Source organism: Enterobacter cloacae complex sp. 394F7 (genome assembly GCF_057320385.1).
The window spans coordinates 20,278-45,503 of record NZ_JBXWCS010000010.1 but is presented as its reverse complement, the minus strand read 5'-3'; the positions used below and the strand labels follow the sequence as shown (position 1 = coordinate 45,503).

The following is a 25,226-nucleotide window of genomic DNA, read 5'->3' as shown; positions in this document are numbered from 1 at the left end:
ACTATGACGCTTGAACGAATCAGCGCCTTTATCACTTACTGCGTTGCCCTGCTTCTGGCATGGCTCGGCGATTTGTCTCTTAAAGATGTGTCGACCATCACCGGTCTTGCGCTGGGGATTATTACTGCAGCGGTGACCTGTTATTTACGCTGGAAAGCCTACCAGCTGCTGCGGGATGGCAGAATATCCAGGGGGGAATATGAGTCCTTCAATCGTTAAGCGTTGCCTGGTCGGCGCGGTGCTGGCGATTGCCGCCACGCTGCCGGGTTTTCAGTCGCTTCATACCTCCGTCGAGGGGCTCAAACTGATTGCTGATTTCGAAGGGTGCCGCCTGCAGCCATACCAGTGCAGCGCCGGGGTCTGGACTGACGGGATCGGCAATACGTCCGGGGTAGTGCCGGGCAAAACCATAACGGAGCGACAGGCCGCGCAGGGGCTGATTAATAACGTATTGCTGACGGAAAAAAGGATTGAAGCCTGCCTGCAGGTTAAGCCACCTCAGCATGTTTACGATGCCCTGATCAGTATCGGTTTCAATGTCGGAACGGGGACAATCTGCCGGTCAACAATGGTTTCTTACATCAATCGCCAGCAATGGTGGCAGGCGTGCAACCAGCTCCCCCGCTGGGTTTATGTAAATGGTCAACGGAATAAAGGGCTGGAAAACCGGCGCGCCCGCGAGCTTTCCTGGTGCCTTAAAGGGGCAGGGGCATGACGCGCGCGCTGGCGGTGATCCTGGCTCTGGTGCTGGCATTGCTGGGCTGGCAGTCATGGCGGCTTAACAATGCCGGTCACACCATCGGGACGCAGGCTGAGGCGCTTAAAAAGAACAAGCAAAAGTTGGCGAAGAAAAACAGCCAGCTCATCAGCCTGTCCATTCTTACCGAAACCAACAGCCGGGCGCAGACGCAACTTTATGCTGCAGCGGAGGAGACTTCCGCGCTGTTGCGGAGTCGCCAGCGCCGGATCGAGGAGTTAAAACGTGAAAACGAGGATTTACGCCGGTGGGCTGACACTCCTTTGCCTGCTGACATTATCCGGCTGCGGGACCGCCCGCCCCTCGCCGGAGGTGCAGCTTACCGTGAGTGGTTGTCCAAAAGTGACGCAATGCCGCCTGGACAGGTCAGCGCCGCGCAGTAATGGGGATTTGAACCAGGTGCTGGATGAGACTGAGGCCGCCTGGGCGGTGTGTGCCGACAAAGTGGACACGATCATAGCGTGTCAGGAGCGAGACAGTGAACAAGCCGCAGTCCTTACGCGACGCCCTGAATAAATCGGTGGCGTATGTCCGTGACAACCCGGACAAACTGCACCTTTTTGTTGATAACGGTTCGCTGGTCGCAACCGGCGCCCGTTCAATGTCATGGGAATATCGCTACACCCTGAACGTGGTGATCGAAGACTTTAGCGGCAACCAGAATTTAGTGATGGCGCCCGTGCTGCTCTGGTTAATGACCAATCAACCGGACGCTATCAACAACCCGGAGCTGCGCGAAAAACTTTTTACCTTTGACGTCGATATCCTGAGCAACGATCTGTGTGATATCAGCCTCAATTTGCAGCTCACGGAGCGCGTGATTGTCAGTACAGACGGCACCGTATCGAGCGTAGAAGCGGTGCCGGAACCCGACATACCCGAAGAAATATGGACGGTGAAACGTGTATGACCTGCAGAGGGTGGATGACTGGCTGTCGGCCCTGCTGGCGAATCTGGAACCGGCAGCCCGCAACCGTATGATGCGACAACTGGCGCAGGAGCTGCGCCGGTCGCAACAGCAAAACATCAGGCTGCAGCGCAATCCAGACGGCACCGCCTTTGAGGCGCGCCGGGTGACGGCCAGAAGTAAAAAGGGGCGCATCAAGCGCCAGATGTTCGCCAAATTGCGCACCACTAAATACCTGAAAACCGCAGCCACTGCGGACTCTGCCAGCGTGCAGTTTGATGAGAAAGTCCAGCGCATCGCCCGTGTTCACCATTATGGTCTGCGTGATCGAGTCAGACGCAATGGCCCGGAGGCCCGGTACCCGGCACGCCGTCTTTTGGGTGTGAATGATGAGGTGGAAACCGTCACCCGCGATACGTTGTTACACTGGTTACTTGATTAGTGTGTTTGAAGTGATATCTGAAGCTCACAAAATCCCAATTAATTCTTCCATCGTCAAATCCGGCCTCTTTCAAAATGACAAGGCAGTTTAGACGTCGGAATAAAGAGTAATAATCCTTTAGTAAAAATGTGCTTATCGCACCATTCCTTTTTAAAGGGGGAGTTTGGTATGTGCCGTTATGGAAAAGTGCATTGCGTAAACTCGCGTAAATATCGAGAGAGTGAGATGGTCTTTTATTGTCTTGTTGTTTGATATCAAAATCGAATTTTTTAAGGTATTTATACAGTACAGAGGCTATACCGCTGGTGAGGTCATTCTCTCGTTGGCGAGCTATAGACTCTAAACCTGAAAATAATAGATAGTATTTTATATCTATATAGTTTGTTTGATTAATGAAAACTTGCGTGTTTTTATGGATTAGAAGAGAGAATTGATGGTCTTTATCAATGATAATCTTGTTTAATGCGGATTCAATAAAATATCTTCTGGAGTTTTTAGAGAAATAGTCTTCTCTAATCATTATCCCATTGCTAACAAGAGGGAGTGTACTAGTAATTACCTTAGGGTAATCATTGTCAAGATTATCAATGGTCTCGTGTTTTTTTAATGCATATCCAAAAGATACAGGGCGTTGTTCTATGAAAGATAATATTGCCGAAAGATGAAATATTATGTCTCGGCACTCATTGTTATCCTTAATGTCCAATTCTAGAAAGGCCGTAAGGTGTAGTTCTGTTTTTATTCGCATTATTTTTGTTATTTCAGATGCGGATTTAATTACTGGAAATATAGTGCCAAAAGAGAAATGAGTCACTTTTGTGATATTGAATCCATATATTCCAACAGTAAACATAAGGCCTCCTTTTTGTGCTGTAGACCATACAAAGGACCACAAGTTTGTAACTCATTCTAATGTGAGAATCTTATGAAATGAACGTACAACTCACAGAAATCATGCGCCTTATCACCAACCTGATCCGCACCGGCACCGTAACCGAAGTGGACCGGGAAAACTGGCTGTGCCGGGTGAAAGTGGGCGAGCTTGAAACCAACTGGATTAACTGGCTGACACTGCGCGCAGGTGGTGCCCGTACATGGTGGTGCCCGTCGCCGGATGAGCAGGTGGTGGTGCTGAGTATGGGCGGCAATCTGGAAACCGCTTTTGCCTTACCTGCGATCTATTCCAACCAGTTCGCGCCGCCGTCGGACTCCGTGGACGGATGCGTAACGGAATACCCGGACGGTGGCTGGTTTGAATATGAACCAGCGACCGGCCGCTGGCATGTGCGGGGCATCAAATCCATGGTGATCGAGGCTGCAGATAACATAACCCTGAAAACGGGGGAATTTGTGGTGGAAGCAAGCAACACGCGCATAAACAGCGAAGTGGTGATCAATGGTGGCGTCACCCAGGGCGGCGGCGCCATGAGTTCTAACGGGATCGTAGTCGATAAACACGGTCATACCGGCGTTAAGTCCGGCGGTGATACATCGGGAGGTCCGGTATGACGCTGTATATCGGCATGAGTCAGGGCAACGGCAGGGCCATTACCGACACGGACCACCTGCGCCAGTCGGTCCGGGATATTCTGCTGACCCCGCAGGGGAGCCGCATTGCCCGGAGGGAATACGGCTCGCTTCTGTCTGAACTGATAGACCAGCCGCAGAACCCGGCGCTGCGCCTGCAGGTTATGTCTGCGGTCTATGTGGCTCTGAGTCGCTGGGAGCCACGGCTTACCCTAGATTCCATCACAATAAACAGCAGTTTTGATGGTTCGATGGTGGTTGAGCTTACCGGGCAGCGTGATAACGGCGCGCCGGTTTCACTTTCGGTATCAACAGGAGCAGACAATGGCAGTCATTGACCTTTCCCAGCTGCCCGCCCCGCAGATAGTGGATGTGCCGGATTTTGAAACGCTGCTAAACGAACGGAAAGCCGCGTTTGTAGCCCTTTATCCGGCAGACGAGCAGGACGCGGTAAGGCGCACGCTTGAGCTGGAGTCTGAACCCGTGACCAAGCTCCTGCAGGAAAATGCGTATCGTGAAATTCTCCTGCGTCAGCGCATTAACGAGGCGGCGCAGGCGGTCATGGTGGCTTATTCCATGGGGAGTGATCTCGATCAGCTGGCCGGTAACTGCAACGTAAAACGTCTGACGGTTATTCCTGCAGATAACGACGCGGTACCGCCGGTTGCTGCCGTGATGGAAAGTGATGAGGCTCTGCGTCAGCGTGTTCCTGCAGCTTTTGAAGGGCTGTCAGTTGCAGGCCCAACGGGAGCTTACGAGTTTCACGCTAAAAGCGCTGACGGGCGAGTCGCTGACGCCAGCGCAACCAGTCCGGCCCCGGCGGAGGTGGTGCTTACCGTGCTGAGCCGTGAGGGCGACGGAACGGCTGCGGCGGATCTGCTGGCTGTGGTTGAACTGGCGCTTAACAGTGAGAACGTGCGGCCGGTTGCTGACCGTCTGACGGTGCGCAGCGCTGAAATCATTCCGTACAGCGTGGATGCGACGATCTTTCTTTACCCGGGGCCAGAAGCTGAGCCGGTGATGGAGGCGGCAAAAGCCAGCCTGCAGAAATATATCGCCAGCCAGACGAGGCTGGGGCGTGATATTCGCCGCAGTGCTATTTATGCCGCGCTACATGTTGAAGGTGTGCAGCGTGTTGAACTGGCCTCGCCGCTCGCTGATGTGGTGCTGGATAAGACACAAGCCGCTTCATGTACGGAATGGAGCGTAACCAACGGGGGAACGGATGAATAGTCTGCTTCCTCCTGGTTCATCGCCGCTTGAGCGCCGCCTGGCGCAGACCTGCAGCGGAATTTCCGATCTGCAGGTGCCGCTGCGGGATTTATGGAACCCGGCAACATGCCCGGTCAAGTTTCTGCCGTATCTGGCGTGGGCCTTTTCGGTTGATCGCTGGGACGAAGGATGGGCGGAGAGCGTAAAGCGCCGTGTGGTGCAGGATGCTTTCTATATCCATCAGCACAAGGGCACAACCAGTGCTGTGCGGCGTGTGGTGGAGCCGTTCGGCTTTCTGATCCGCATCATTGAATGGTGGCAGACCGGCGAGGCGCCGGGCACTTTTCGCCTGGATATCGGGGTGCAGGACCAGGGCATAACAGAGGAAACCTATCTGGAGCTGGAGCGCCTGATTGGTGACGCCAAACCCTGCAGCCGGCATCTGATCGGCATGTCCATAAACCTGCAGACGAGCGGACCATATTTCGTTGGGGCTGCCACTTACACCGGCGAAGAAATCACGATTTACCCGTATATCAACGAAACCATCATTTCCGGTGGCACTGCCTACGAGGGCGGCGCCGTCCATGTTATCGACACAATGAGAGTGAACCCATGAGCGCAAAATTTTATACCCTGCTGACGGATATTGGCGCGGCGAAACTGGCAAGCGCTGCCGCGCTCGGTGTGCCGCTGAAAATTACCCAGATGGCGGTGGGGGATGGCGGCGGCATGCTTCCAACTCCCAGCGCACAACAGACGAAGCTGGTTTCCGAAAAGCGGCGCGCTGACCTGAACATGCTTTACATCGATCCGCAGAACAGCAGCCAGATTATTGCTGAGCAGGTGATTCCTGAAACTGAGGGCGGTTGGTGGATTCGTGAGGTTGGGCTGTTCGATGAAACGGGCGCGCTGATCGCAGTGGGGAACTGCCCGGAGAGCTACAAGCCGCAGCTGGCAGAGGGAAGCGGCCGCACGCAGACAGTGCGCATGGTACTGATTACCAGCAGCACCGATAACATTACGCTGAAAATTGATCCGTCCGTAGTGCTGGCTACCCGAAAATATGTGGATGACAAGGTGCTGGAACTAAAGGTGTATGTAGATGAGCTGATGGCGGCGCATCTTGCTGCAGCTGATCCGCATACGCAGTATGCGCCAAAAGCCAGCCCGACGTTTACCGGCACCCCAAAAGCCCCGACTGCAGCTGCAGGTAACAATACCACTCAGCTTGCCACAACTGCGTTTGTGCAGGCGGCTCTGATTGCCCTGGTGAATGGTGCCCCGGCTACGCTGGACACGCTGAAAGAAATTGCTGCGGCTATCAACAACGATCCTAATTTCAGCACCACCATTACTAACGCGCTTGCGCTCAAAGCCCCACTGGCAAGCCCGGTCCTGACCGGAACACCGACGGCGCCCACGGCTGCGCAGACTGTCAACAATACGCAAATTGCCACTACTGCTTTCGTAAAATCAGCTCTGGCTGCGCTTGTTGGCTCATCACCTGCGGCGCTTGATACCCTGAACGAGCTGGCGGCGGCGTTAGGAAACGATCCTAACTTTGCAACAACCATGACAAATGCACTGGCAGGCAAGCAGCCGCTGGATAGCACGCTGACAACTTTGTCTGGAAAGACAGCGGATGGGATTATCGAATACCTTCGTTTGGGAGAAGCGGCAAAACTCGCCGCAGCGAGCGGCGTTTTGTCTAATAGCGGCTGGGCGAAATTCCCATTAATCGGCGGTATTACGTTAATGGTGCAGTGGGGGCGATGGGAGGGAGGTGTAACAAGCACTACTTATAAGAGTGATATAACTTTTCCCGTGGCGTTTCCTGCGGCCTGCTTCGGCGTATATTCAAGCGCAGGCGTGAGGGCATCCGATTATGATTATGTGCCAATCTATAGAACTTTAAGGCAAGCTGTTTCAATCGGCTACCCAACGAAAACGGGTGTTCACGCTCAGTTCTTCCTTGACGATACTCTGCCTGGTAATTCCCGTATGTTTACGTGGTTTGCAATTGGGTTTTAATTTAATCCTGTAGCTAACCCGACTGAATAAAAATAAAGCCCTTACGGGCTTTATTTCACTCAGGCCAATTTTTTACTACGTAACCGTTGTTTACTGCCTCAATGAGAATCCATTGAGGTATCGCAGGCAACGCTATGTCCGGCCATCCCTCATTCTCAGGCCAAACTTTAAACTTTTGCCTTACATCCAAAAGTTCCGCTTGCTGCTCAGAGGTTAATAAAACATTGTTGATAGTGTAATCAGAAACAAGCATTCGATCTGTACTGACGATGAATTCATCCCGCAAAGCACGGGCGCGTGCCTGGATTTGTTCCGGGCTTTCTTCCACAATGGGAATATCAATCCAGATCGGAAAACCATCAGATCCAATGCCACGCAATTTCCCTTCTGGTGGCGTCGCGGAAAATTCGCTAAAAACACTATCCTCCACTTCGATTAAATCATTAGGAAGACTACCTGCATTTACATAAGACTCCTTTAAAGCTACGGGGTAAAAAGCATTATTTGTAGGGCTAAACCAATAGTTCATAACGCACTCCTTAGTTTGAGCCTCAGATCGTAAGTGCGGTTTCGTAAAATAATTATCTAGCTACTATGTGTGAGTAATCACACAATTTTTTGACGTCAGTAGCCAACAGCGAACCAGTAAACGCTACGTTCAAAAGGTTGTTGCACGCCGTTCACTGTTCTGGCGCACAAAGCAAACGCGCTGGTTTTATCCCTGATAAATCCATTAGTCATAGTTACCATGCTCACATCAGCGGAATCAGTTGTATGGGCCATAGCAACCAGGCATAAACCCCCTACGGGAAATGCAATTGGGAATTTAAAAGAATAATTACTCGCACCGGTTAAAAGCCCCCACTGCAGCAGCATTTTTTTGCCGCCAGAAACGGGAATATATAGCCAGCCATTAGCACCGATCTGTGCGGTGGCCGCCTCCATTTTTGCCGCTTCTCCCAAACGAACGTTTAAAAGCCTATGGCAATATAGCTTGATGATTGAAGCCTAACCGGAATATGTGGGTATGGCGCATTAGAAACATCACGGAACACTGCGGCAAACTCCGTTAAAGACCTTGTAGCAAACGATACTGAGAAGCCGCCATTGCTGGTATCGAATGGGCCGAAAGCCCCTCCTAAAAAGTATTTTGGAAAGGCTATAGGTAATTGCGCATTTCCGGCTATACCACTTCCACCATTTGTCACAATCCCCCATTGGATTATTAAATCCCGTCCTCCGCTTAACGGTAGTGTGATCCATCCAGGGGTGGCAAGCGTACCTGTTGCGGCGGGCAGTTTCGCGCCTTCCCCTAAACGAACGTTTAAAAACCAATGGCTGTAAACCGTGTACCGGCGTTACTCCTGGTTGAAAAATTTCGCGCCATTACCGATTTACGGGAATCATTAACAGATTGAGCATCTACCCCTATAGAGATCGGCACGGTCGAATCTGCCGATCCCGCCGCGGTAAAAATCACGAAACACATTTGAGTTGGAAACGCTATTGGATAAAAAACCTCAATGGACGTTCCAGCAGGGATAGAAGTTATTGCCCCGGTTTGAATGATTAACCCATTCGGGAACTTCGCGTAAGAGTTTGCGCCCCCTGCAAAATTTGCAGCAAAAAGCCCCATATCTGGAAGTTGCCCGCTTGATGCACCAACGCCTCTTTTTGCCGCTTCCCCCAAACGAACGTTTAATACCCTATTGCCATCCAGTAAATAGAGTTGGAGGTAGGAGTAACGTAAGTAAATCTGGCCTTAGTCGTAGTTGTATTGCCAATATCGAATCCAGTAAAACGCATGGATGGATCGTTTGTAGACATTAAAGCGCTGAGATGTCTGAATGCAGTAGGGAATGCAATTGGGAAAGAAATGTCAGTGATTCCTACTGCCCCAGATGTGCCGTTGACGTTAAGCGCCCCCCATTGAATGATCAGCCCAGTCGGTAATTTTTGATACCCATTGAAACCTAAAGAACCGGCAAAGTTGCTCATATCAGGAAGCTGGCTTGCACCATTGCCGACCCCCCGTTTAGCTGCTTCCCCCAAACGAAGGTTTTTTATCCACCACGGTCATGATTGTCCGTGTTGGCCATTCTCTGCAGTACAGTCAGAAATGACCATGCTCGATAAAATGGTGGCATCATTCACCACTTTTTTAAGGGCGAAAAATCATGCAAATCGGTTACGTGAGGGTGTCAACAAATGACCAAAACACGGCTTTACAACGAAATGCGCTGGAGTGCGCAGGATGTGAGCTGATATTTGAGGACAAAATGAGCGGAAAAACCTCAGATCGGCCAGGGCTAAAGAAGGTCCTGCGCACACTCTCAGAAGGGGACACGCTGGTAGTCTGGAAGCTGGACAGATTAGGCAGGAGCATGCGACATCTTGTTACTCTGATTGAAGACCTGCGCGGGAGAGGGGTAAATTTCCGCAGCCTGACAGACAGCATTGACACATCAACTCCTATGGGGCGTTTCTTTTTCCATGTTATGGGTGCCCTGGCAGAAATGGAGCGAGAGCTGATCGTAGAGCGAACCCGTGCCGGGCTGGCTGTAGCGCGTTCGCAAGGGCGGATTGGTGGCCGACGGCCAAAGTTATCAGAGGATGAGTGGGCGCAAATTGGCCGGTTGCTGGCTGCCGGAGAAACGCGAAAACGCGTGTCGATAATTTTTGATGTTGGCATATCTACCATTTACAAAAGATTCCCCGCGTCGGGCTTAACTGAATTGTCTGAACGCTCAGACACTCCTGTATAAATGAACATGCTTTCTCATTTATGTAACCTGAAATCAGGCACATAAGAGAGGCAAGGCTATGCAAAAAGCGGTTATTGGGGCGGCAACTATTTACTGTGGTGACAGCCTGGAAATTTTGCGCGAACTCACTGGCGAATTTGATGCAGTTATTACTGATCCGCCTTATTCCAGCGGAGGTATGACACGCAGTGATCGGCAGGCCAAACCCTCCGGGAAGTATGTAGGCAATAACAACTACCATGAGTTTTTTGGCGATAACAGAGACGTGCGCTCCTGGGCGTTCTGGATGACGCAGTGGATGAGTCAGGTTAACCGCCTGGTTAAGTCAGGCGGCTATGCCATGGTTTTCACTGACTGGCGGCAGCTTCCAACGCTTACTGACGTTTTCCAGGCTGGCGGTTTTGTGTGGCGGGGGCTGATTCCGTGGGATAAAACGCTTTCAACCCGTGCGCCTCATACCGGTTATTTTCGTCATCAGTGCGAATACGTGGTTTGGGGAAGTAACGGACCATTGCCTAAAAGTCTGCATGGTGGACCCTGGCCGGGTATGGTGACTCGTCGGGTTATTCCGTCTCAAAAACTCCATATGACCGGCAAACCGATTGAGCTTATGGAGAGCCTGGTTGCTCCCGTTCCTCCTGGCGGCCATATTCTTGATCCATTTATGGGGAGTGCATCAACTGGCGTTGCCGCGCTGAGGAAGGGATATAAATTTACCGGGATTGAAATGAGCCAGCAGTATTTTGATATCTCATGCGAACGTCTGGAAAAAGAAAACGCAGATATCCGCGCGGGCGTATTGTGTGATTAAGGTAACAATGCCGCGTAGCTGTCTGCGCGGCCCATTCAATTCACCATAGGGCGAAACCTAAACACCGGAGGGTTCGCCGTATGGCTCAGGATTATCACCACGGTGTGCGCGTCGTTGAGGTCAACGATGGCACCCGCCCCATTTCAACAGTAAGCACGGCAATTGTCGGTATGGTCTGTACCGGCGATGATGCAGATGCGTCCGTGTTCCCCCTCAATAAACCGGTCCTGCTCACCGACGTGCTGACCGCCAGCGGTAAAGCAGGCGAGTCCGGCACGCTGGCCCGCTCGCTGGATGCAATTGCCGACCAGGCTAAACCCGTGACCGTCGTTGTGCGCGTGGCTCAGGGTGAAACCGAAGCGGAAACAACCTCCAACATTATCGGCGGCGTGACAGCTGACGGTAAAAAAACGGGCATGAAAGCGCTGTTATCTGCGCAGTCTCAGCTCGGCGTTAAGCCGCGCATTCTGGGCGTGCCGGGGCATGACACGCAGGCGGTTGCCACTGAGCTGCTGAGCGTGGCGCAGAGTCTGCGCGGGTTCGCCTATCTGTCAGCCTACGGCTGCAAAACGGTAGAGGAGGCCATTGCCTACCGCGCTAATTTCAGCCAGCGCGAGGGAATGCTGATCTGGCCTGATTTCATCAGTTTTGACACCGTGCTGAATGCTGACGCAACGGCTTATGCCTCAGCCCGTGCGCTTGGCCTGCGTGCCAAAATTGACGAACAGACCGGCTGGCACAAATCCCTGTCCAACGTGGGCGTGAATGGCGTCACAGGCATTTCTGCTGATGTGTTCTGGGATTTGCAGGACCCGGCAACCGATGCGGGGCTGCTGAACCAGAACGATGTCACCACGCTGATCCGCAAAGACGGCTTCCGCTTCTGGGGTTCCCGTTGCCTCAGTGACGATCCACTGTTTGCCTTTGAAAACTACACCCGCACCGCGCAGGTACTGGCTGACACCATCGCCGAAGCGCATATGTGGGCGGTGGATGGCGTGCTTAACCCGTCACTGGCCCGCGACATTATCGAAGGTATTCGCGCCAAACTGCGTAACCTGAAAACGCAGGGCTACATCATCGGCGCCGACTGCTGGCTGGATGAGTCCGTAAACGATAAAGATTCCCTGAAAGCCGGGAAGCTCACTATCGATTACGACTATACGCCGGTACCGCCTCTGGAAAACCTGATGCTGCGCCAGCGCATCACCGATCAGTATCTGCTGGATTTCTCCAGCCAGGTCAGCGCGTAAGGGGACAATATGGCTTTACCACGCAAGTTAAAACACCTGAACCTGTTTAACGACGGGAATAACTATCAGGGGATCGTTGAGTCCCTGACCCTGCCTAAATTCGGCCGCAAGTTTGAAAAGTATCGCGGCGGCGGTATGCCCGGTTCGGCTGATGTTGATCTGGGGCTGGATGATGGCGCGCTGGACACGGAATTTTCAATCGGTGGCACCGAACTGCTGTTATTCAAACAGATGGGTAAAGCCACCGTTGACGGTATCCAGCTGCGTTTCACCGGCTCCATTCAGCGTGACGATACCGGCGAAGTGCAGGCCGTTGAGCTGGTTGTGCGCGGGCGACATAAAGAAGTCGATTCCGGCGAATGGAAAACCGGGGAGAGCAACACCACAAAAGTCAGCAGCACCAACAGCTACGCGAAGCTGACCATTAACGGCGAGGTGCTCTATGAGGTTGATGTGATCAACATGATTGAAATCGTTGATGGCGTGGACCTGATGGAAGAACACCGCAACGCCCTGGGCCTCTGATCTACTTTAAAGGCGCGGGCAGCCGCGCCAGTACCTTATTAACAGGAAATGACAATGAGCGAACAACAGACTGAAAAAACCGTACAGCTGGACACCCCGATCAAACGCGGTAAAACCGAAATTGCCGAAATTGTGCTGCGCAAGCCGCAGTCCGGCGCGCTGCGTGGCACCCGTCTGCAGGCGATCATGGATATGGACGTAGGCGCGATGATGACGATTATTCCCCGCATTTCCACGCCCGCGCTGACCGCTCAGGAAATGGCTGAAATGGACCCCGCCGATCTCACCGCACTGTCGGTTGAGGTGGTCACTTTTTTGTTGAAGAAATCGGTGCTTGCCGGTTTGCCGACAGCCTGACGGTAGAAGACCTGGTGGCTGATATCGCCACCATTTTTCACTGGCCGCCGTCCGTCACTGACGTTATGCCGCTGACCGAAGTGCTGGAGTGGCGGCATAAAGCGATTCAGAGAAGCGGGGCCAGCGATGAGTGACACTAACCTGCGTTTGCAGGTAATTCTAAATGCGGTTGATAAGCTCACCCGCCCATTCCGATCAGCGCAGGCCAGCTCTAAAGAGCTGGCTACCGCCATTCAGCAAAGCCGCGCAAGATTAAAAGAACTGGACGCCCAGGCGGGCCGCATTGACGGTTTCCGCAAGGCAAGCGCGCAGCTCGCCGTCACCGGCAACAGTCTTAAAGCCGCACGCGAAGAAGCGGCGAAACTTGCCACGCAGTTCTCGGCCACTAACCGCCCGACCGCGGCGCAGGCTCGTCTGCTTGAGCAGGCAAAAAACCGCGTTAACGAGCTGCAGAGCAAATATAACGGCCTGCGTCAGTCGGTGCAGCGTCAGCGTCTTGCGCTCAATGAGGCCGGGCTGGACACCAAAAATCTGAGCAGTGCACAGCGGGAGCTGCGGCAGAATGCCGACGAAACCCGGCAGGCGCTGGACCGACAGCAGAAATCCCTTAAACGCCTGGGCGAGCAGCAGGCCCGTATGAACGCCGTCCGCGATCAGTATTCGCGGCGCCTTGAGGTGCGGGATCGTATTGCGGGCGCCGGAGCAACGACTACTGCCGCCGGGCTGGCGATGGGGGCGCCGGTGATGGCAGCCGTTAAAAGCTATGCCAGCATGGAAGATGCGATGAAAGGCGTTGCAAAGCAGGTTAACGGGCTGCGGGACGACAACGGCAACCGCACAAAACAGTTTTACGATATGCAGGATGCCATCAAAGCCGCCAGTGAACAGCTGCCGATGGAGAATGGCGCCATTGACTATGCCGCGCTGGTTGAAGGTGGCGCCCGCATGGGCGTGACAAACCAGAACGATTCTTACGAAGACCAGAAGCGTGACCTGCTGGCCTTTGCATCCACTGCAGCAAAGGCCGCAACGGCATTCGAGCTGCCCGCTGATGAGCTGGCGGAGGGGCTGGGGAAAATCGCGCAGCTGTATAAAGTGCCGACCCGAAATATTGAACAGCTTGGCGATGCCCTGAACTACCTGGACGATAACGCCATGTCTAAGGGCGGCGATATCATCAATGTGCTGCAGCGCATGGGCGGCGTGGCTGACCGGCTTGATTTCCGAAAGGCGGCCGCGCTGGGTTCCACCTTCCTGTCTCTGGGGGCCGCGCCTGAAATTGCCGCCAGCGCATCAAATGCGATGGTGCGCGAACTGTCGATTGCAACCATGCAGAGCAAGCGGTTCATGGAAGGTATGGATCTGCTGAAACTCAATCCAGAAGAGATTGAAAAGCAGATGACAAAGGACGCAATGGGGACCATTCAGCGTGTGCTGGAGAAGGTCAACAAGCTGCCGCAGGACAAGCGCCTGTCCGCCATGACGATGTTATTTGGCAAGGAGTTTGGCGACGATGCGGCGAAGCTGGCAAATAACCTGCCGGAGCTGCAGCGACAGCTGAAACTTACCTCAGGCACTGAGGCTAACGGCTCCATGCAGAAAGAATCCGATATCAATAAGGATTCACTTTCCGCGCAGTGGTTGCTTGTTAAAACGGGCGCGCAGAACGCTTTCAGTAGCCTGGGTGAAACCCTGCGCCAGCCGCTGATGGATATCATGGGGTACGTCAAAAGCGTTACCGGGGCACTGCGTCGATGGGTTGAGGCTAACCCGCAGCTGGCGGGCACGCTGATGAAAGTGGCGGCTGCCACTGCTGCGATAACCGTTGTTCTCGGCACGCTGGCGGTGGCCGTGGCTGCCGTGCTGGGGCCGCTGGCGGTGATCCGTTTAGGCCTGTCCGTGCTGGGTGTAAAAACACTCCCATCCGTTATGTCTGCAGTGACCCGCACCGGCGGTGCGCTGTCCTGGCTGGCAAATGCGCCGTTTTCCCTGTTGCGCCGTGGCCTGGCGGCATCCGGCAGCAGCGCCGGATTGCTGACGTCTCCCCTTAACTCCCTGCGCCGTTCTGCCGGGCTGGCTGGCAATGCGCTGAAAGCGCTGGCCGGTGCGCCGCTTGCTGTCCTTCGCGGCGGAATGTCTGGTATTCGCAACATTATCGGCATGGTAATGAATCCGCTGGCCGCGTTGCGCGGGGGATTATCCACAGCCGGTGGCGTGCTTCGTTTTCTGGCGTCCGGCCCGCTGGCTCTCCTTCGCGTTGCGCTGTACGGAATTTCTGGATTGCTGGGCGCCCTGCTTAGTCCGATAGGTCTGGTCGTGGCGGCGCTGGCTGGCGTGGCGCTGGTTGTCTGGAAATACTGGCAGCCGATAAGCGCATTTTTAGGTGGAGTGGTTGAAGGATTCAAAGCTGCAGCTGCGCCTATCAGTGCGGCGTTTGAGCCACTGCAGCCTGTTTTCCAGTGGATAGGTGACAAGGTCCAGGCGTTGTGGGGCTGGTTTACTGATCTGCTGACGCCGGTTAAATCCACCTCTGCAGAACTGCAAAGCGCGGCGTCGATGGGGCGGCAGTTTGGCGAAGCGCTGGCGGCAGGGCTGAACATGGTCATGCACCCGCTGGATTCGCTTAAATCGGGCGTGTCCTGGCTGCTTGAAAAACTCGGCATTGTCAGCAAAGAGGCGGCCAAAGCGAAGCTTCCTGAACAGGTCACGCGGCAGCAGCCAGCTACGGTCAACAGAGACGGTAAAGTGGTGCTGCCGCCTGGCGGATTTCCGATGATGGGTTTTGCTGGAATGTACGACAGTGGCGGTACCATTCCGCGCGGCCAGTTCGGCATCGTGGGTGAGAATGGCCCAGAGATTGTTAACGGACCCGCCAATGTCACCGGCAGGAAACGGACTGCTGATCTGGCGAGGGTGGCGGCAACGCTCAATCCTTCCCGGACGGAACCGGCCAGCGCTAAACAACGTCCTGAACGCGGGATAGTTCTGCCGCCTGATAGTGTGAACGGTCCGGCAAATATTCCGGTAATCAATCGCACTACTGAACTGGTGAAACTGGCGGCAACAGTAAGTCCCGTTCGTGATGTAACAGCCAGCCCGGATCAACGGCCTGAAAGCAGGTTAATACTGCCTCCTGAGATTGTTAACGCCCCGGTAAAACTTCCTGGTCGGGATCGTGCTGCGGAGCTGGCTGATATCGCTGCTGCCGTCATGCCAGCACCGGCCATTATGGAAATCACGGATAACAGGGTTGACCCGATGGCTATGCGTCAGAAGGTGTTCGCTTCCGTGGTCGCTGGCGTAATGGGCCTGGCGGCTGCCCCGGCAGAAGCCGCACCACTTCATCCGTACAGTGTGCCTGTCAGGACGCAACCGGCGCCGTCGCCGAAGGAAGAGAGACAGCCGCAGGTCATTAAGTACGAGATAAGCGCGCCAATTCATATTGTCGCGCAGCCAGGGCAAAGCGCGCAGGATATCGCCCGCGAGGTGGCCCGGCAGCTTGATGAGCGTGAGCGCAGGGCCAGGGCAAAAACACGCAGTAATTTCAGTGATCGAGGGGGTTACGAATAATGATGATGGTGCTGGGGTTGTACGTATTCATGCTGCGAACAGTGCCCTATCAGGAGCTGCAGTATCAGCGCAGCTGGCGGCACGCAGCCAACAGCCGGGTTAACCGGCGCCCGTCAACGCAGTTTCTTGGACCGGATAACGATTCGCTTACGCTGTCCGGCGTCCTGCTGCCGGAGATTACCGGCGGCAGGTTGTCTTTGCTGGCGCTGGAGCAGATGGCGGAGCTGGGAAAAGCCTGGCCTCTGATTGAGGGGAGCGGGACGATTTACGGCATGTTTGTGATCGAGAGTCTGAGCCAGACAAAAACAGAATTTTTTGAGAGCGGTATGCCCCGGCGCATCGAATTTTCGCTGAGCCTGAAACGGGTGGATGAGTCGCTGTCTGATATGTTCGGCAGCCTCAGCGACCAGCTCAGTAATTTGCAGGAATCTGCCACCTCTGCGATAGGCAATATGAAAAATACGGTTGGAGGGTTACTGCAGTGAATTTCAGCTCTGATCTCCTGAACCTGAACAGCAAAATTCCCGGTTTCAGTATCATCATTGAAGGTAAAGATGTGACTACCGTGCTGGATGCGCGCCTGATGAGTCTGACGCTGACGGATAACCGGGGCTTTGAAGCGGACCAGCTTGATCTGGAACTAGACGACTCGGACGGGCTAATCGTTCTGCCGCGTCGGGGGGCCATTATTCAGTTTGCGCTGGGGTGGAAAGGTCAGCCGCTTTTTCCGAAAGGGGCGTTTACTGTCGATGAGATTGAGCACAGCGGCGCGCCTGACCGTCTCACAATCCGCGCGCGTAGTGCAGATTTCCGTGAAACCCTGAATACGCGGCGTGAAAAGTCCTGGCACCAGACAACGGTGGGCGAAGTTGTGAAGGAAATCGCCGCCAGGCATAAATTAAAGATGGCGCTGGGAAAGGACCTGTTGGACAAGCCTGTCGATCATCTTGACCAGACTAATGAAAGCGACGCCAGCTTTTTGATGAAGCTGGCGCGGCAGTATGGGGCGATAGCCTCAGTTAAGGACGGCAATCTGTTGTTTATCCGCCAGGGGCAGGGCAGAACGGCAAGCGGTAAGCCGCTGCCGGTTATCACCATAACCCGCCAGGCCGGTGATGGTCATCGTTTTACCCTGGCTGATCGCGATGCCTATACGGGGGTAATCGCCAGCTGGCTCCATACCCGTGAGCCAAAGAAAAAAGAGACGGCAAAGGTTAAGCGCCGTCGAAAGAAAACCACTGCGGCAAAGGAGCCGGAAGCAAAACAGGGAGATTACCTGGTTGGAACGGATGAAAACGTGCTGGTACTCAACAGAACTTATGCAAACCGCAGCAATGCAGAGCGAGCGGCAAAGATGCAGTGGGAGCGCCTGCAGCGCGGGGTTGCAACATTCTCCCTGCAGCTCGCAGAGGGAAGGGCTGATCTGTATACCGAAATGCCGGTGAAGGTGAGTGGCTTTAAAGAGCCCATTGATGATGCTGAATGGACCATTACCACGCTGACGCATAGTGTCAGTGCTGATAATGGTTTCACTACGACACTGGAGCTTGAAGTTAAGATTGATGATCTCGAAATGGAGTAATGGGTTCTCAAAATTGAATAATGATGTATCATTATTGTGATTTTGGCAAAAGTGGTGGGATAACCGGAATGATGAATTGTCCAGAGTGCGGCCAGGCAGCCCATACAAGAAGCAGTTTTCAGGTATCAACAACAACCAAAGAACGTTACAACCAGTGCCAAAATATCAACTGCGGTTGTACTTTTGTCACGCATGAAACATTTGTTAGGCATATCATTAAGCCTAATGTGATTTCTTCTGCCCCCCCACATCCAGGAAAAGATGGGCAAGGGCACATGAATTTTTAAAAAGAACCCGCTTTCAAAGCGGTTTTTTTGTCGCCAGTCCAAAAGCCTGTCGCCATTTTGCCGCCATTGGAATAGAACAAGGGGCTACGTTTTCACGTAACCCCTTGTTTTATTTGGTGGAGCTGGCGGGAGTTGAACCCGCGTCCGAAATTTCTACATCCTCGGTACTACATGCTTAGTTTGTCTTTACATTCGCACGCCAGCTGCGGACAGACACGCCACTAACGAACTAGCCTGATTAGTTTTAACGCTTCAACCCCAGGCAGGGCTTCCACGCGATCTCTTTTGGGTTTGACCTCTCTTTGATCCCCGTCTTAAGAGCGGAAGCTAGGGAGAGAGGGCTCAGAGCAGGTTATTAAGCTGCTAAAGCGTAGTTTTCGTCGTTTGCGACTATTTTTTTGCGGCTTTTAACGAGGCAAACCGCCCCTCGGCATGCACCTTGGGTTTCGCAAATCCCGTCGAATCCAGAATCAGCCCCAATAGTGTTGAACTCAGTATACCAGATTTCACTTCCTGGATACCAGCCCGGAACGCTAACTTATTGAATAGTACAATAAGTGTGCAGAATCAACGTCCTGCGTTTTTCATAATGCGCGCTTTGTCGAGCTGCCATTCGCGCTCTTTCAGGTCAGTACGTTTGTCGTGCTGTTTTTTACCTTTGGCAACGCCCACTTTCACTTTGCACCAGGCGTTTTTCCAGTACAGCGACAGTGCGACCACGGTAAACCCTTCACGGTTAATGCGCCCGTAGAGGGATTCCAGTTCACGCTTGTTCAGCAGCAGCTTACGGGTGCGCGTTGGGTCACACACGTAGTGCGAAGAGGCGACGGTCAGCGGCGTAAAGTTGGCACCGAACAGGAAGGCTTCGCCATCTTTCAGGATCACATAGCTATCGCCGATGTTGGCTTTCCCGGCGCGCAGCGATTTTACTTCCCAGCCCTGCAGGGCAAGGCCAGCTTCAAATTCTTCTTCAATGAAATACTCATGGCGAGCACGCTTGTTGAGCGCAATGGTCGCCGAGCCTGGTTTATGTGCTTTTTTCTTCGTCATAAGTGTCGTAAAGCCGTCGGTAATCTGATTTCAAAAAGTCACCTCATTGCGTCCTGTGAGGTCTAACGCGCTATCTTAGCACGAGATGAGGCTTAGCGTTTTTTTAACAGGTGATAAATGTTATTATTTGTCCGTTGTGTGACCATGGGAAATGCTATGCCTCAGATTAGCCGTACTGCGCTTGTACCTTACAGCGCGGAACAAATGTATCAGTTAGTGAACGATGTTCAGTCCTATCCAGAATTTATTCCGGGATGCACCGGGAGCCGCGTTCTGGAGTCAGGCCCGACGCAGATGACGGCGGCGGTGGATGTCTCCAAAGCGGGGATCAGCAAGACGTTCACCACCCGCAATACGCTGACGAGCAATCAGAGTATTTTGATGCATCTGGTGGATGGTCCGTTTAAGACCCTGATGGGAGGCTGGAAGTTTACGCCGCTGAGCGCTGATGCCTGCCGCATCGAGTTCCATCTGGACTTTGAGTTTACCAATAAGCTGATTGAGCTGGCGTTTGGCCGCATCTTCAAAGAGCTGGCGTCCAATATGGTTCAGGCCTTCACGACCCGCGCCAAAGAGGTCTACAGTGTCGCATAAGATAGCGGTGGAAGTGGTCTATGCGTTGCCGGAGAAGCAGTATCTGCAGCGCGTGACGCTGGAAGAGGGCGCAACCGTTGAGGCGGCTATCCGCGCCTCCGGCATTCTGGAGCTTCGTCGCGATATCGATCTGGCAAAAAATAAAGTCGGCATTTACAGCCGCCCGGTGAAGCTGGGTGATGTGCTGAAAGAGGGCGACCGGGTGGAGATTTATCGTCCGCTGATTGCCGACCCGAAAGAGCTGCGTCGCCAGCGTGCGGAGAAATCAGGTAAGTAGTGCTTTCTTCCCCCGGTGGCGCTGCGCTTACCGGGGCTACGATCCAGTGCGAAATGTCGATACAAAAAAGGTGCTCAATGAGCACCTTTTTGCATTTCTGACGCCGGATTATTTGATCAGGGCAGGCTTGTTGTCGATGTTGGTCAACACACCGGCGCTGCTGAAGGTCAGCGTCAGGGTCTGCTGGGTCACATCTTCGTGGCCTGGCTGCTGACGGAATACATAGAACCAGGTGTTGGTGCCGAACGGATCGGACATCATCGGGGTTCCCAGTGCATAAGCGACCTGCTGTTGTGTCATCCCTACACGGATTTTAGACACATCGTTAGGGGTAAGGTAGTTCCCCTGGTTGATGTCAGGACGGTAAACCACTTTCTCCAGAGTGGAACAGCCTGCGGTCAACATCAGAAGAACCGCAGCGGCAGCGGTCAGCGTTTTACAGCGCATAGTGATTTGATTCCTTTTCGGGCCCGAGCAGTACGCGGCTCATATGTAATATGCCGATGATAATAGACCTTGCCCCACTTTGAAACCGGTCTGGCGGCGTTTTTGTTGTTCTGTATGACCCTGAGATCCCGAAAAAGTTTATGCCGCCAGCAGTTCTTTCGCATTCGCGAGCGTATTGCGGGTGACTTCGCTGCCTCCCAGCAGACGAGCCAGCTCCTGCAGACGCGAGCGTTTATCCAGCGGTTTCATGTGCGTTTCGGTCATTTCACCGTCCGTTTCTTTGCTGACGATAAAGTGATGATGACCACAGCCCGCCACCTGCGGCAGGTGGGTGACGCACATCACCTGAGTCGATTCACCGAGCTGGCGCAGCAGTTTACCCACTACCGCCGCCGTCGGGCCGCTGATCCCCACATCCACTTCATCGAAAATCAGGGCCGGGGTTTCCATTTTACGGGCGGTGATAACCTGGATCGCCAGAGCAATACGGGAGAGCTCACCGCCAGATGCCACTTTGGAAATAGGCTGTAACGGCTGGCCTGGGTTGGTGGTGACACGGAACTCGATGCGATCCGCACCTTCCGCCGTCAGGGAGTTCTCTTCGAAGCGAACATCAATCGTGAATATGCCGTGCGGCATCGCCAGCGTATGCATGCTGTCGGTGATGTGCTGGCTGAGTTCCTGAGCATAATGCTGACGAACTTCATGCAGCTTTTTCGCCGTGGTCAGCGCCTGCTGATGGTGCTGGTTTACCGCCAGAGTCAGCGTTTCCAGTGAATCAGCCTGATCGTCAAGTTGCTGCTGTTCATCAAGGAGAGACTGATAGAACGCAGGCAACTCTTCCGGCGTGACGTGGTGCTTGCGCGCCAAAGAAATCTGACGGGAAATGCGCTGTTCCAGTTCAAACAGGCGATTGGGGTCGAGATCCAGGCGTTCACAGTAGTGGCGCAGTTCATCACCGGCTTCAGAGATTTGAATCGCCGCCTCTTCCAGCATATCCAGCACGCCGGACAGTTTGCTGTCTATGCCCGCCAGCTCGGTAACAAGCTGACGCACGTTATACAGCTGGCTTTGCAGATTAACGTCTTCGCCATCTGCCAGTAAGGTGAGGGCGTTCTGGCTGGTAGAGAGCAGATGGCCACTGTTGGCCAGACGCTTGTACTCTTCGTCAATGAGTTCGAACTCACCCGCCTGCGGATTAAACTCGTTCAGTTCTTTGAGCTGATATTCCAGCAGTTCGGCGCGTGCGGCACGCTCCTGGCTTTGCTGCTGATGCTGAGCCAGCTCGCGGCAGCTCTGGTGCCACTGGCGATAGTGTTCTGCCATCAACTGAGTAAGTGCATACTCACCTGCATAGCCATCGAGCAGCGACTTTTGCTGCTCCGGCTTAACCAGCTGCTGATGCGCGTGCTGACCATGGATCTGAATAAGCAACTGGCCCAGCTCGCGAAGCTGAGAAAGCGGTACCGCCGTACCGTTGATAAAACCGCGTGAACGACCGTCGCTGCTGATAACACGGCGAAGTAAACACTCACGTCCATCTTCAAGCTGGTTTTCTTCGAGCCAGCGCAGGGCTGCAGGGGTGTCTTTCAGGGAGAAGCGAGCGCAGAGGTCAGCACGGTTGGCGCCCATGCGCACCATGTCACCCTCAGCACGCCCGCCAAGGCACAAGCCGAGGGCATCAATGGCAATGGATTTACCCGCACCGGTTTCCCCGGTGATCGCCGTCATGCCGCTGTGGAAATCGATCTCAAGCTCACGAACAATGGCAAAGTTGCTGATGGTCAGTTGTGCCAGCATAATTGTTTTCCTGTATGAAAAACCATAACTGTGTTTTCATACAGTATAAACTGGTTTTTTATACAGTAAAGTACTGGATGCAAAATCAGAACAATTTTTTTGACCAGCCAAGCTTCGAGCTTAATGTGTTGAAATAGCTGTAATCTTTCGGGTGAATAAGGTTCAGGTGATAATCACACCGACGAATCAGTACATCTTCACCTTCCTGAATAGGCAGTGCGATCTGGCTGTCGCAGCTGATCTCCAGGTCATTACGGCGGTGCGAGAAACGCAGGCGAATGGTGCTGCTGCCGTTAATCACCAGCGGGCGGGCAGAAAGGGTGTGCGGGAACATCGGCACCAGCGTAATGGCATCCAGCGAAGGCGTCAGGATTGGTCCTCCCGCAGAAAGCGAATAGGCGGTCGAGCCCGTCGGCGTGGAGATAATCAGCCCGTCAGAGCGCTGGGAGAACGCGAAGATTTCATCGATATACACTTCGAACTCAATCATATGCGCCACTTTGCCGGGGTGAAGTACCACCTCGTTAATGGCGGTACTGATGCGTTTCTGGCAGTCCTGCTGACACACCTGCGCTTCCAGTAAAAAACGTTTTTCGCTGATGTAATGTCCTTCCAGCACATCGGCCAGCTGCTGCTGCGCGTTGTCCGGGTCGAGGTCTGTCAGAAAACCGAGATTGCCACGGTTGATGCCGATGACTTTTATGTCGTAGCGCGCCAGCGTGCGAGCCGCGCCGAGCATGTTGCCGTCGCCGCCGACCACCACGGCAAGATCCGCCTGCTGTCCAATCTCTGCCAGCGTGCCGGTTTTGACGCTCTTAAGCTGCAGCTCCTGAGCGATCTGCTGCTCAACCATCACTTCATAGCCTTTGCTACACAGCCAGCGATACAACATTTCATGTGTCGTCAATGCCGTAGGGTGACGCGGGTGCCCGACGATCCCAATACACCTGAAATGATTATTCATTTTCTGGAGGTCCTTGTGCCTGATGAATGATGACAATCTCTCTTGTTCCCTTGAATCCAGGAAACTGATCCCCATAATAAGCGAAGTTAGCGAGATGAATGCAGAAAAACGCGGAGAAATTCATGAGTAGTAAAGAACAGAAAACGCCTGAGGGGCAAGCCCCTGAAGAAATTATCACGGAACAGCACGATGAAGTTGAGGCTGTAGAGCCAGACGCATCTGCTGAGCAGGTGGACCCGCGCGATGAAAAAATTGCGAATCTGGAAGCCCAACTGGTAGAAGCACAGAATCGCGAACGCGACAGTGTTCTGCGCATCAAGGCGGAAATGGAAAACCTGCGTCGTCGTACCGAACAGGACGTTGAAAAGGCGCATAAGTTTGCGCTGGAGAAATTCGTCAACGAACTGCTGCCGGTAATCGACAGCCTCGATCGCGCGCTGGAAGTGGCTGATAAAGCGAATCCGGACAACGCGGCGATGATTGAAGGTATCGAACTGACGCTGAAATCCATGCTGGACGTGGTGCGTAAGTTTGGCGTGGAAGTGATTGCCGATACCGACGTCCCGCTGGATCCTAACGTGCACCAGGCAATTGCGATGGTGGAATCAGAAGACGTTGAAGCCGGTAAAGTGCTGGGCGTGATGCAGAAAGGGTATACCCTGAACGGCCGTACCATCCGTGCTGCGATGGTAACCGTGGCGAAAGCGAAAGCGTAATTTGCCGCTACGTAGTGCCGGGCGGCGGCTTCGCCTTGCCCGGCCTACAACTTTATTCCGCGATACTTTCGCGCAGTGGTTTGACAGGCAGGACCTTCACCTGCTTAATCATATTGTCCTGCACGTCCAGGATATCAATATCATACTGTTCAATGCGCACCCGCGTGCCCGCCGCCGGGATCTCTTCCAGCGCTTCCAGAATCATCCCGTTCATGGTACGAGCCTCATCTTCCGGCAGATGCCAGTTAAAGGCTTTATTGAGTTCGCGGATGTTCGCGCTGCCGTCAATCAGCACCGAACCGTCGTTTTGCGGTGTGACCTCTTCCGCAAGAGAAGGGGACATGGAGGTGGTAAAGTCTCCAACAATCTCTTCCAGAATATCTTCGACCGTCACCAGCCCCTGAATATCGCCATACTCATCGACCACCAGACCGACTTTCTTTTTGTTACGCTGGAATTTTACCAGCTGCGTGCTGAGCGGCGTTCCTTCCGGCACGTAGTAAATCTCGTCGGCGGCGCGCAGCATCACCTCTTTAGTGAACTCTTTTTTCTCGGTCATCAGGCGATAGGCTTCCCGTACGCGCAGCATACTGATGGCGTCGTCCAGGGAGTCGCGATACAGCACAATGCGTCCGTGCGGGGAGTGGGTCAGCTGGCGGACGATGGCCTTCCAGTCGTCGTTAATATCAATCCCGACGATTTCGTTACGCGGCACCATAATGTCGTTAACGCTGACCTTTTCCAGATCCAGCACCGACAGGAGCATGTCCTGATTGCGGCGTGAAATCTGCGAGCGGGATTCGTTCACGATGGTGCGCAGCTCGTCTTTGCTGAGTGCACTGCTAATGGCGACGTCGGCTTTGATGCCGACCATGCGCATCAGGATACGGGTGACCATATTCAACAGCCAGACCAGCGGCATCATCAGGATCAGCAGCGGTGCCAGCAGGAAGCTGCTCGGGTAAGCCACTTTTTCCGGGTAAAGCGCAGCGATGGTTTTGGGCAGCACTTCCGCAAACACCAGCACTACAAACGTCAGTACGCCGGTAGCAATCGCGACCCCGGCGTTGCCGTACAGGCGCATCCCGACAATGGTGCCCAGCGCAGAGGCGAGGATATTGACGAGGTTGTTACCGATAAGCACCAGACTTATCAGGCGATCCGGTTTACGGAGCAGCTTTTCAACGCGACGTGCGGCACGGTTACCCTGTTTAGCACGATGACGTAACCGGTAGCGGTTTAAGGTCATCATGCCGGTTTCCGAGCCAGAGAAATAGGCGGAGATGACCACCATGACGATCAGCGTAACGATCAGCGTGGTGGTAGAGATGTGTTCCAGGGGGAACTCC

General features: G+C 53.8%; 35 protein-coding genes and 1 other RNA gene. 24 read left to right on the top strand and 12 right to left on the bottom strand.

Features of this window, described 5'->3' with window-relative positions:
- The first annotated feature begins 3 nt into the window (after window positions 1-3).
- Genes AC2FAK_RS15650 through AC2FAK_RS15625 form a run of 6 tightly spaced genes read left to right on the top strand, consistent with a single transcriptional unit; the run spans window position 4 to window position 2,106 of the window.
- The gene (locus AC2FAK_RS15650; RefSeq protein ID WP_014884902.1) at window positions 4-219 is read left to right on the top strand and encodes a hypothetical protein; all 216 of its coding nucleotides are present in this window, start codon (window positions 4-6) and stop codon (window positions 217-219) included.
- Window positions 200-715 (top strand): lysozyme, encoded by a 516-nt coding sequence (locus AC2FAK_RS15645; RefSeq protein WP_485453308.1) that lies wholly within the window; start codon window positions 200-202, stop codon window positions 713-715. The genes AC2FAK_RS15650 and AC2FAK_RS15645 overlap by 20 nt, the downstream gene beginning before the upstream one ends.
- Window positions 712-1,140 (top strand): Rz-like lysis system protein LysB, encoded by a 429-nt coding sequence (gene lysB / locus AC2FAK_RS15640; RefSeq protein ID WP_485453307.1) that lies wholly within the window; start codon window positions 712-714, stop codon window positions 1,138-1,140. The genes AC2FAK_RS15645 and lysB overlap by 4 nt, the downstream gene beginning before the upstream one ends.
- Window positions 1,025-1,273, top strand: a complete 249-nt coding sequence (gene lysC, locus AC2FAK_RS15635) for an Rz1-like lysis system protein LysC (RefSeq protein WP_278435506.1) — start codon at window positions 1,025-1,027, stop codon at window positions 1,271-1,273. Before lysB ends, lysC begins: the two co-directional genes overlap by 116 nt.
- Window positions 1,236-1,667, top strand: a complete 432-nt coding sequence (locus tag AC2FAK_RS15630) for a phage tail protein (RefSeq protein ID WP_278435353.1) — start codon at window positions 1,236-1,238, stop codon at window positions 1,665-1,667. Before lysC ends, AC2FAK_RS15630 begins: the two co-directional genes overlap by 38 nt.
- Window positions 1,660-2,106, top strand: a complete 447-nt coding sequence (locus tag AC2FAK_RS15625; RefSeq protein ID WP_485453306.1) for a phage virion morphogenesis protein — start codon at window positions 1,660-1,662, stop codon at window positions 2,104-2,106. The genes AC2FAK_RS15630 and AC2FAK_RS15625 overlap by 8 nt, the downstream gene beginning before the upstream one ends.
- Here the strand turns inward: AC2FAK_RS15625 and AC2FAK_RS15620 are convergent.
- A complete protein-coding gene (locus tag AC2FAK_RS15620) occupies window positions 2,069-2,959 on the bottom strand; it encodes a hypothetical protein (RefSeq protein ID WP_353421970.1) in 891 nt (296 codons plus the stop codon). The genes AC2FAK_RS15625 and AC2FAK_RS15620 overlap by 38 nt on opposite strands.
- A 77-nt stretch (window positions 2,960-3,036) precedes the next feature.
- Here AC2FAK_RS15620 and AC2FAK_RS15615 point away from each other — a divergent pair, with 77 nt between their 5' ends.
- Genes AC2FAK_RS15615 through AC2FAK_RS15595 form a run of 5 tightly spaced genes read left to right on the top strand, consistent with a single transcriptional unit; the run spans window position 3,037 to window position 6,879 of the window.
- A complete protein-coding gene (locus AC2FAK_RS15615; RefSeq protein WP_126814913.1) occupies window positions 3,037-3,615 on the top strand; it encodes a phage baseplate assembly protein V in 579 nt (192 codons plus the stop codon).
- Window positions 3,612-3,971, top strand: a complete 360-nt coding sequence (locus AC2FAK_RS15610) for a GPW/gp25 family protein (RefSeq protein ID WP_032665788.1) — start codon at window positions 3,612-3,614, stop codon at window positions 3,969-3,971. The genes AC2FAK_RS15615 and AC2FAK_RS15610 overlap by 4 nt, the downstream gene beginning before the upstream one ends.
- Entirely contained in the window at window positions 3,958-4,866 is a 909-nt protein-coding gene (locus AC2FAK_RS15605; protein WP_029463805.1) for a baseplate assembly protein, read from the top strand. The genes AC2FAK_RS15610 and AC2FAK_RS15605 overlap by 14 nt, the downstream gene beginning before the upstream one ends.
- Entirely contained in the window at window positions 4,859-5,464 is a 606-nt protein-coding gene (locus AC2FAK_RS15600; RefSeq protein ID WP_014884893.1) for a phage tail protein I, read from the top strand. The genes AC2FAK_RS15605 and AC2FAK_RS15600 overlap by 8 nt, the downstream gene beginning before the upstream one ends.
- Window positions 5,461-6,879, top strand: a complete 1,419-nt coding sequence (locus tag AC2FAK_RS15595; RefSeq protein ID WP_485453305.1) for a phage tail protein — start codon at window positions 5,461-5,463, stop codon at window positions 6,877-6,879. Before AC2FAK_RS15600 ends, AC2FAK_RS15595 begins: the two co-directional genes overlap by 4 nt.
- Before the next feature lie 55 nt (window positions 6,880-6,934).
- Here AC2FAK_RS15595 and AC2FAK_RS15590 read toward each other — a convergent pair whose 3' ends face one another.
- The 5 genes from AC2FAK_RS15590 to AC2FAK_RS15570 all read right to left on the bottom strand — a co-directional run bounded on the left by AC2FAK_RS15590 (window position 6,935) and on the right by AC2FAK_RS15570 (window position 8,877).
- Complete coding sequence (locus tag AC2FAK_RS15590) at window positions 6,935-7,408, bottom strand: tail fiber assembly protein (RefSeq protein WP_485453304.1); 474 nt, start codon at window positions 7,406-7,408, stop codon at window positions 6,935-6,937.
- Between the two features lie 95 nt (window positions 7,409-7,503).
- Window positions 7,504-7,824 carry a gp53-like domain-containing protein gene (locus tag AC2FAK_RS15585; RefSeq protein ID WP_032679844.1) on the bottom strand — a complete coding sequence of 107 codons (321 nt, stop codon included), beginning with the start codon at window positions 7,822-7,824 and terminating at the stop codon, window positions 7,504-7,506.
- Between the two features lie 26 nt (window positions 7,825-7,850).
- A complete protein-coding gene (locus AC2FAK_RS15580; RefSeq protein ID WP_485453320.1) occupies window positions 7,851-8,102 on the bottom strand; it encodes a gp53-like domain-containing protein in 252 nt (83 codons plus the stop codon).
- A gap of 101 nt (window positions 8,103-8,203) precedes the next feature.
- Window positions 8,204-8,515, bottom strand: a complete 312-nt coding sequence (locus tag AC2FAK_RS15575) for a gp53-like domain-containing protein (protein ID WP_485453319.1) — start codon at window positions 8,513-8,515, stop codon at window positions 8,204-8,206.
- A 62-nt stretch (window positions 8,516-8,577) separates the two neighbouring features.
- Window positions 8,578-8,877 (bottom strand): gp53-like domain-containing protein, encoded by a 300-nt coding sequence (locus AC2FAK_RS15570; protein ID WP_485453303.1) that lies wholly within the window; start codon window positions 8,875-8,877, stop codon window positions 8,578-8,580.
- A 179-nt stretch (window positions 8,878-9,056) separates the two neighbouring features.
- Between AC2FAK_RS15570 and AC2FAK_RS15565 the strand changes: the two genes are divergently transcribed.
- From AC2FAK_RS15565 to AC2FAK_RS15520, 10 genes are all read left to right on the top strand, one after another.
- Window positions 9,057-9,644, top strand: a complete 588-nt coding sequence (locus AC2FAK_RS15565; RefSeq protein WP_105608375.1) for a recombinase family protein — start codon at window positions 9,057-9,059, stop codon at window positions 9,642-9,644.
- Between the two features lie 58 nt (window positions 9,645-9,702).
- The gene (locus tag AC2FAK_RS15560; protein WP_015386375.1) at window positions 9,703-10,455 is read left to right on the top strand and encodes a DNA-methyltransferase; all 753 of its coding nucleotides are present in this window, start codon (window positions 9,703-9,705) and stop codon (window positions 10,453-10,455) included.
- Between the two features lie 80 nt (window positions 10,456-10,535).
- The gene (locus tag AC2FAK_RS15555; RefSeq protein ID WP_007848866.1) at window positions 10,536-11,708 is read left to right on the top strand and encodes a phage tail sheath protein; all 1,173 of its coding nucleotides are present in this window, start codon (window positions 10,536-10,538) and stop codon (window positions 11,706-11,708) included.
- A 9-nt stretch (window positions 11,709-11,717) separates the two neighbouring features.
- A complete protein-coding gene (locus AC2FAK_RS15550; protein WP_007848874.1) occupies window positions 11,718-12,233 on the top strand; it encodes a phage major tail tube protein in 516 nt (171 codons plus the stop codon).
- A gap of 54 nt (window positions 12,234-12,287) precedes the next feature.
- Window positions 12,288-12,590, top strand: a complete 303-nt coding sequence (locus tag AC2FAK_RS15545) for a phage tail assembly protein (RefSeq protein ID WP_014884889.1) — start codon at window positions 12,288-12,290, stop codon at window positions 12,588-12,590.
- A 14-nt stretch (window positions 12,591-12,604) separates the two neighbouring features.
- The gene (locus AC2FAK_RS15540) at window positions 12,605-12,724 is read left to right on the top strand and encodes a GpE family phage tail protein (RefSeq protein WP_007848878.1); all 120 of its coding nucleotides are present in this window, start codon (window positions 12,605-12,607) and stop codon (window positions 12,722-12,724) included.
- Complete coding sequence (locus AC2FAK_RS15535) at window positions 12,717-16,160, top strand: phage tail tape measure protein (protein ID WP_485453302.1); 3,444 nt, start codon at window positions 12,717-12,719, stop codon at window positions 16,158-16,160. Before AC2FAK_RS15540 ends, AC2FAK_RS15535 begins: the two co-directional genes overlap by 8 nt.
- Complete coding sequence (locus AC2FAK_RS15530) at window positions 16,160-16,645, top strand: phage tail protein (RefSeq protein ID WP_015386377.1); 486 nt, start codon at window positions 16,160-16,162, stop codon at window positions 16,643-16,645. Before AC2FAK_RS15535 ends, AC2FAK_RS15530 begins: the two co-directional genes overlap by 1 nt.
- On the top strand, window positions 16,642-17,742 hold the full coding sequence (locus AC2FAK_RS15525; protein ID WP_485453301.1) for a phage late control D family protein: 1,101 nt from the start codon (window positions 16,642-16,644) through the stop codon (window positions 17,740-17,742). Before AC2FAK_RS15530 ends, AC2FAK_RS15525 begins: the two co-directional genes overlap by 4 nt.
- Before the next feature lie 68 nt (window positions 17,743-17,810).
- Window positions 17,811-18,029 carry an ogr/Delta-like zinc finger family protein gene (locus AC2FAK_RS15520; protein WP_334756744.1) on the top strand — a complete coding sequence of 73 codons (219 nt, stop codon included), beginning with the start codon at window positions 17,811-17,813 and terminating at the stop codon, window positions 18,027-18,029.
- 114 nt (window positions 18,030-18,143) lie between these two features.
- Here AC2FAK_RS15520 and ssrA read toward each other — a convergent pair.
- Window positions 18,144-18,507, bottom strand: a transfer-messenger RNA (tmRNA) gene (gene ssrA, locus AC2FAK_RS15515).
- Between the two features lie 89 nt (window positions 18,508-18,596).
- A complete protein-coding gene (gene smpB, locus AC2FAK_RS15510) occupies window positions 18,597-19,079 on the bottom strand; it encodes an SsrA-binding protein SmpB (RefSeq protein ID WP_008502505.1) in 483 nt (160 codons plus the stop codon).
- Between the two features lie 156 nt (window positions 19,080-19,235).
- Between smpB and AC2FAK_RS15505 the strand changes: the two genes are divergently transcribed.
- Complete coding sequence (locus AC2FAK_RS15505; protein ID WP_014832955.1) at window positions 19,236-19,673, top strand: type II toxin-antitoxin system RatA family toxin; 438 nt, start codon at window positions 19,236-19,238, stop codon at window positions 19,671-19,673.
- The gene (locus tag AC2FAK_RS15500; RefSeq protein ID WP_003863119.1) at window positions 19,663-19,950 is read left to right on the top strand and encodes an RnfH family protein; all 288 of its coding nucleotides are present in this window, start codon (window positions 19,663-19,665) and stop codon (window positions 19,948-19,950) included. The genes AC2FAK_RS15505 and AC2FAK_RS15500 overlap by 11 nt, the downstream gene beginning before the upstream one ends.
- 108 nt (window positions 19,951-20,058) lie before the next feature.
- On the opposite strand, the gene bamE is transcribed toward AC2FAK_RS15500, so the two are convergent.
- The 3 genes from bamE to nadK all read right to left on the bottom strand — a co-directional run bounded on the left by bamE (window position 20,059) and on the right by nadK (window position 23,161).
- Complete coding sequence (gene bamE, locus AC2FAK_RS15495) at window positions 20,059-20,397, bottom strand: outer membrane protein assembly factor BamE (protein ID WP_095455321.1); 339 nt, start codon at window positions 20,395-20,397, stop codon at window positions 20,059-20,061.
- Window positions 20,398-20,535: 138 nt separating this feature from the next.
- Window positions 20,536-22,197: a DNA repair protein RecN gene (recN, locus tag AC2FAK_RS15490; protein WP_095455322.1), complete on the bottom strand. Its 1,662-nt coding sequence runs from the start codon at window positions 22,195-22,197 to the stop codon at window positions 20,536-20,538.
- Between the two features lie 85 nt (window positions 22,198-22,282).
- Window positions 22,283-23,161: an NAD(+) kinase gene (nadK, locus tag AC2FAK_RS15485; RefSeq protein ID WP_013098356.1), complete on the bottom strand. Its 879-nt coding sequence runs from the start codon at window positions 23,159-23,161 to the stop codon at window positions 22,283-22,285.
- A 122-nt stretch (window positions 23,162-23,283) separates the two neighbouring features.
- On the opposite strand from nadK, the gene grpE reads away from it, so the two are divergent.
- Window positions 23,284-23,877, top strand: a complete 594-nt coding sequence (gene grpE, locus AC2FAK_RS15480) for a nucleotide exchange factor GrpE (RefSeq protein ID WP_013098354.1) — start codon at window positions 23,284-23,286, stop codon at window positions 23,875-23,877.
- Between the two features lie 52 nt (window positions 23,878-23,929).
- On the opposite strand, the gene AC2FAK_RS15475 is transcribed toward grpE, so the two are convergent.
- Window positions 23,930-25,216: an HlyC/CorC family transporter gene (locus tag AC2FAK_RS15475; RefSeq protein ID WP_028028086.1), complete on the bottom strand. Its 1,287-nt coding sequence runs from the start codon at window positions 25,214-25,216 to the stop codon at window positions 23,930-23,932.
- Window positions 25,217-25,226 lie beyond the last annotated feature (10 nt).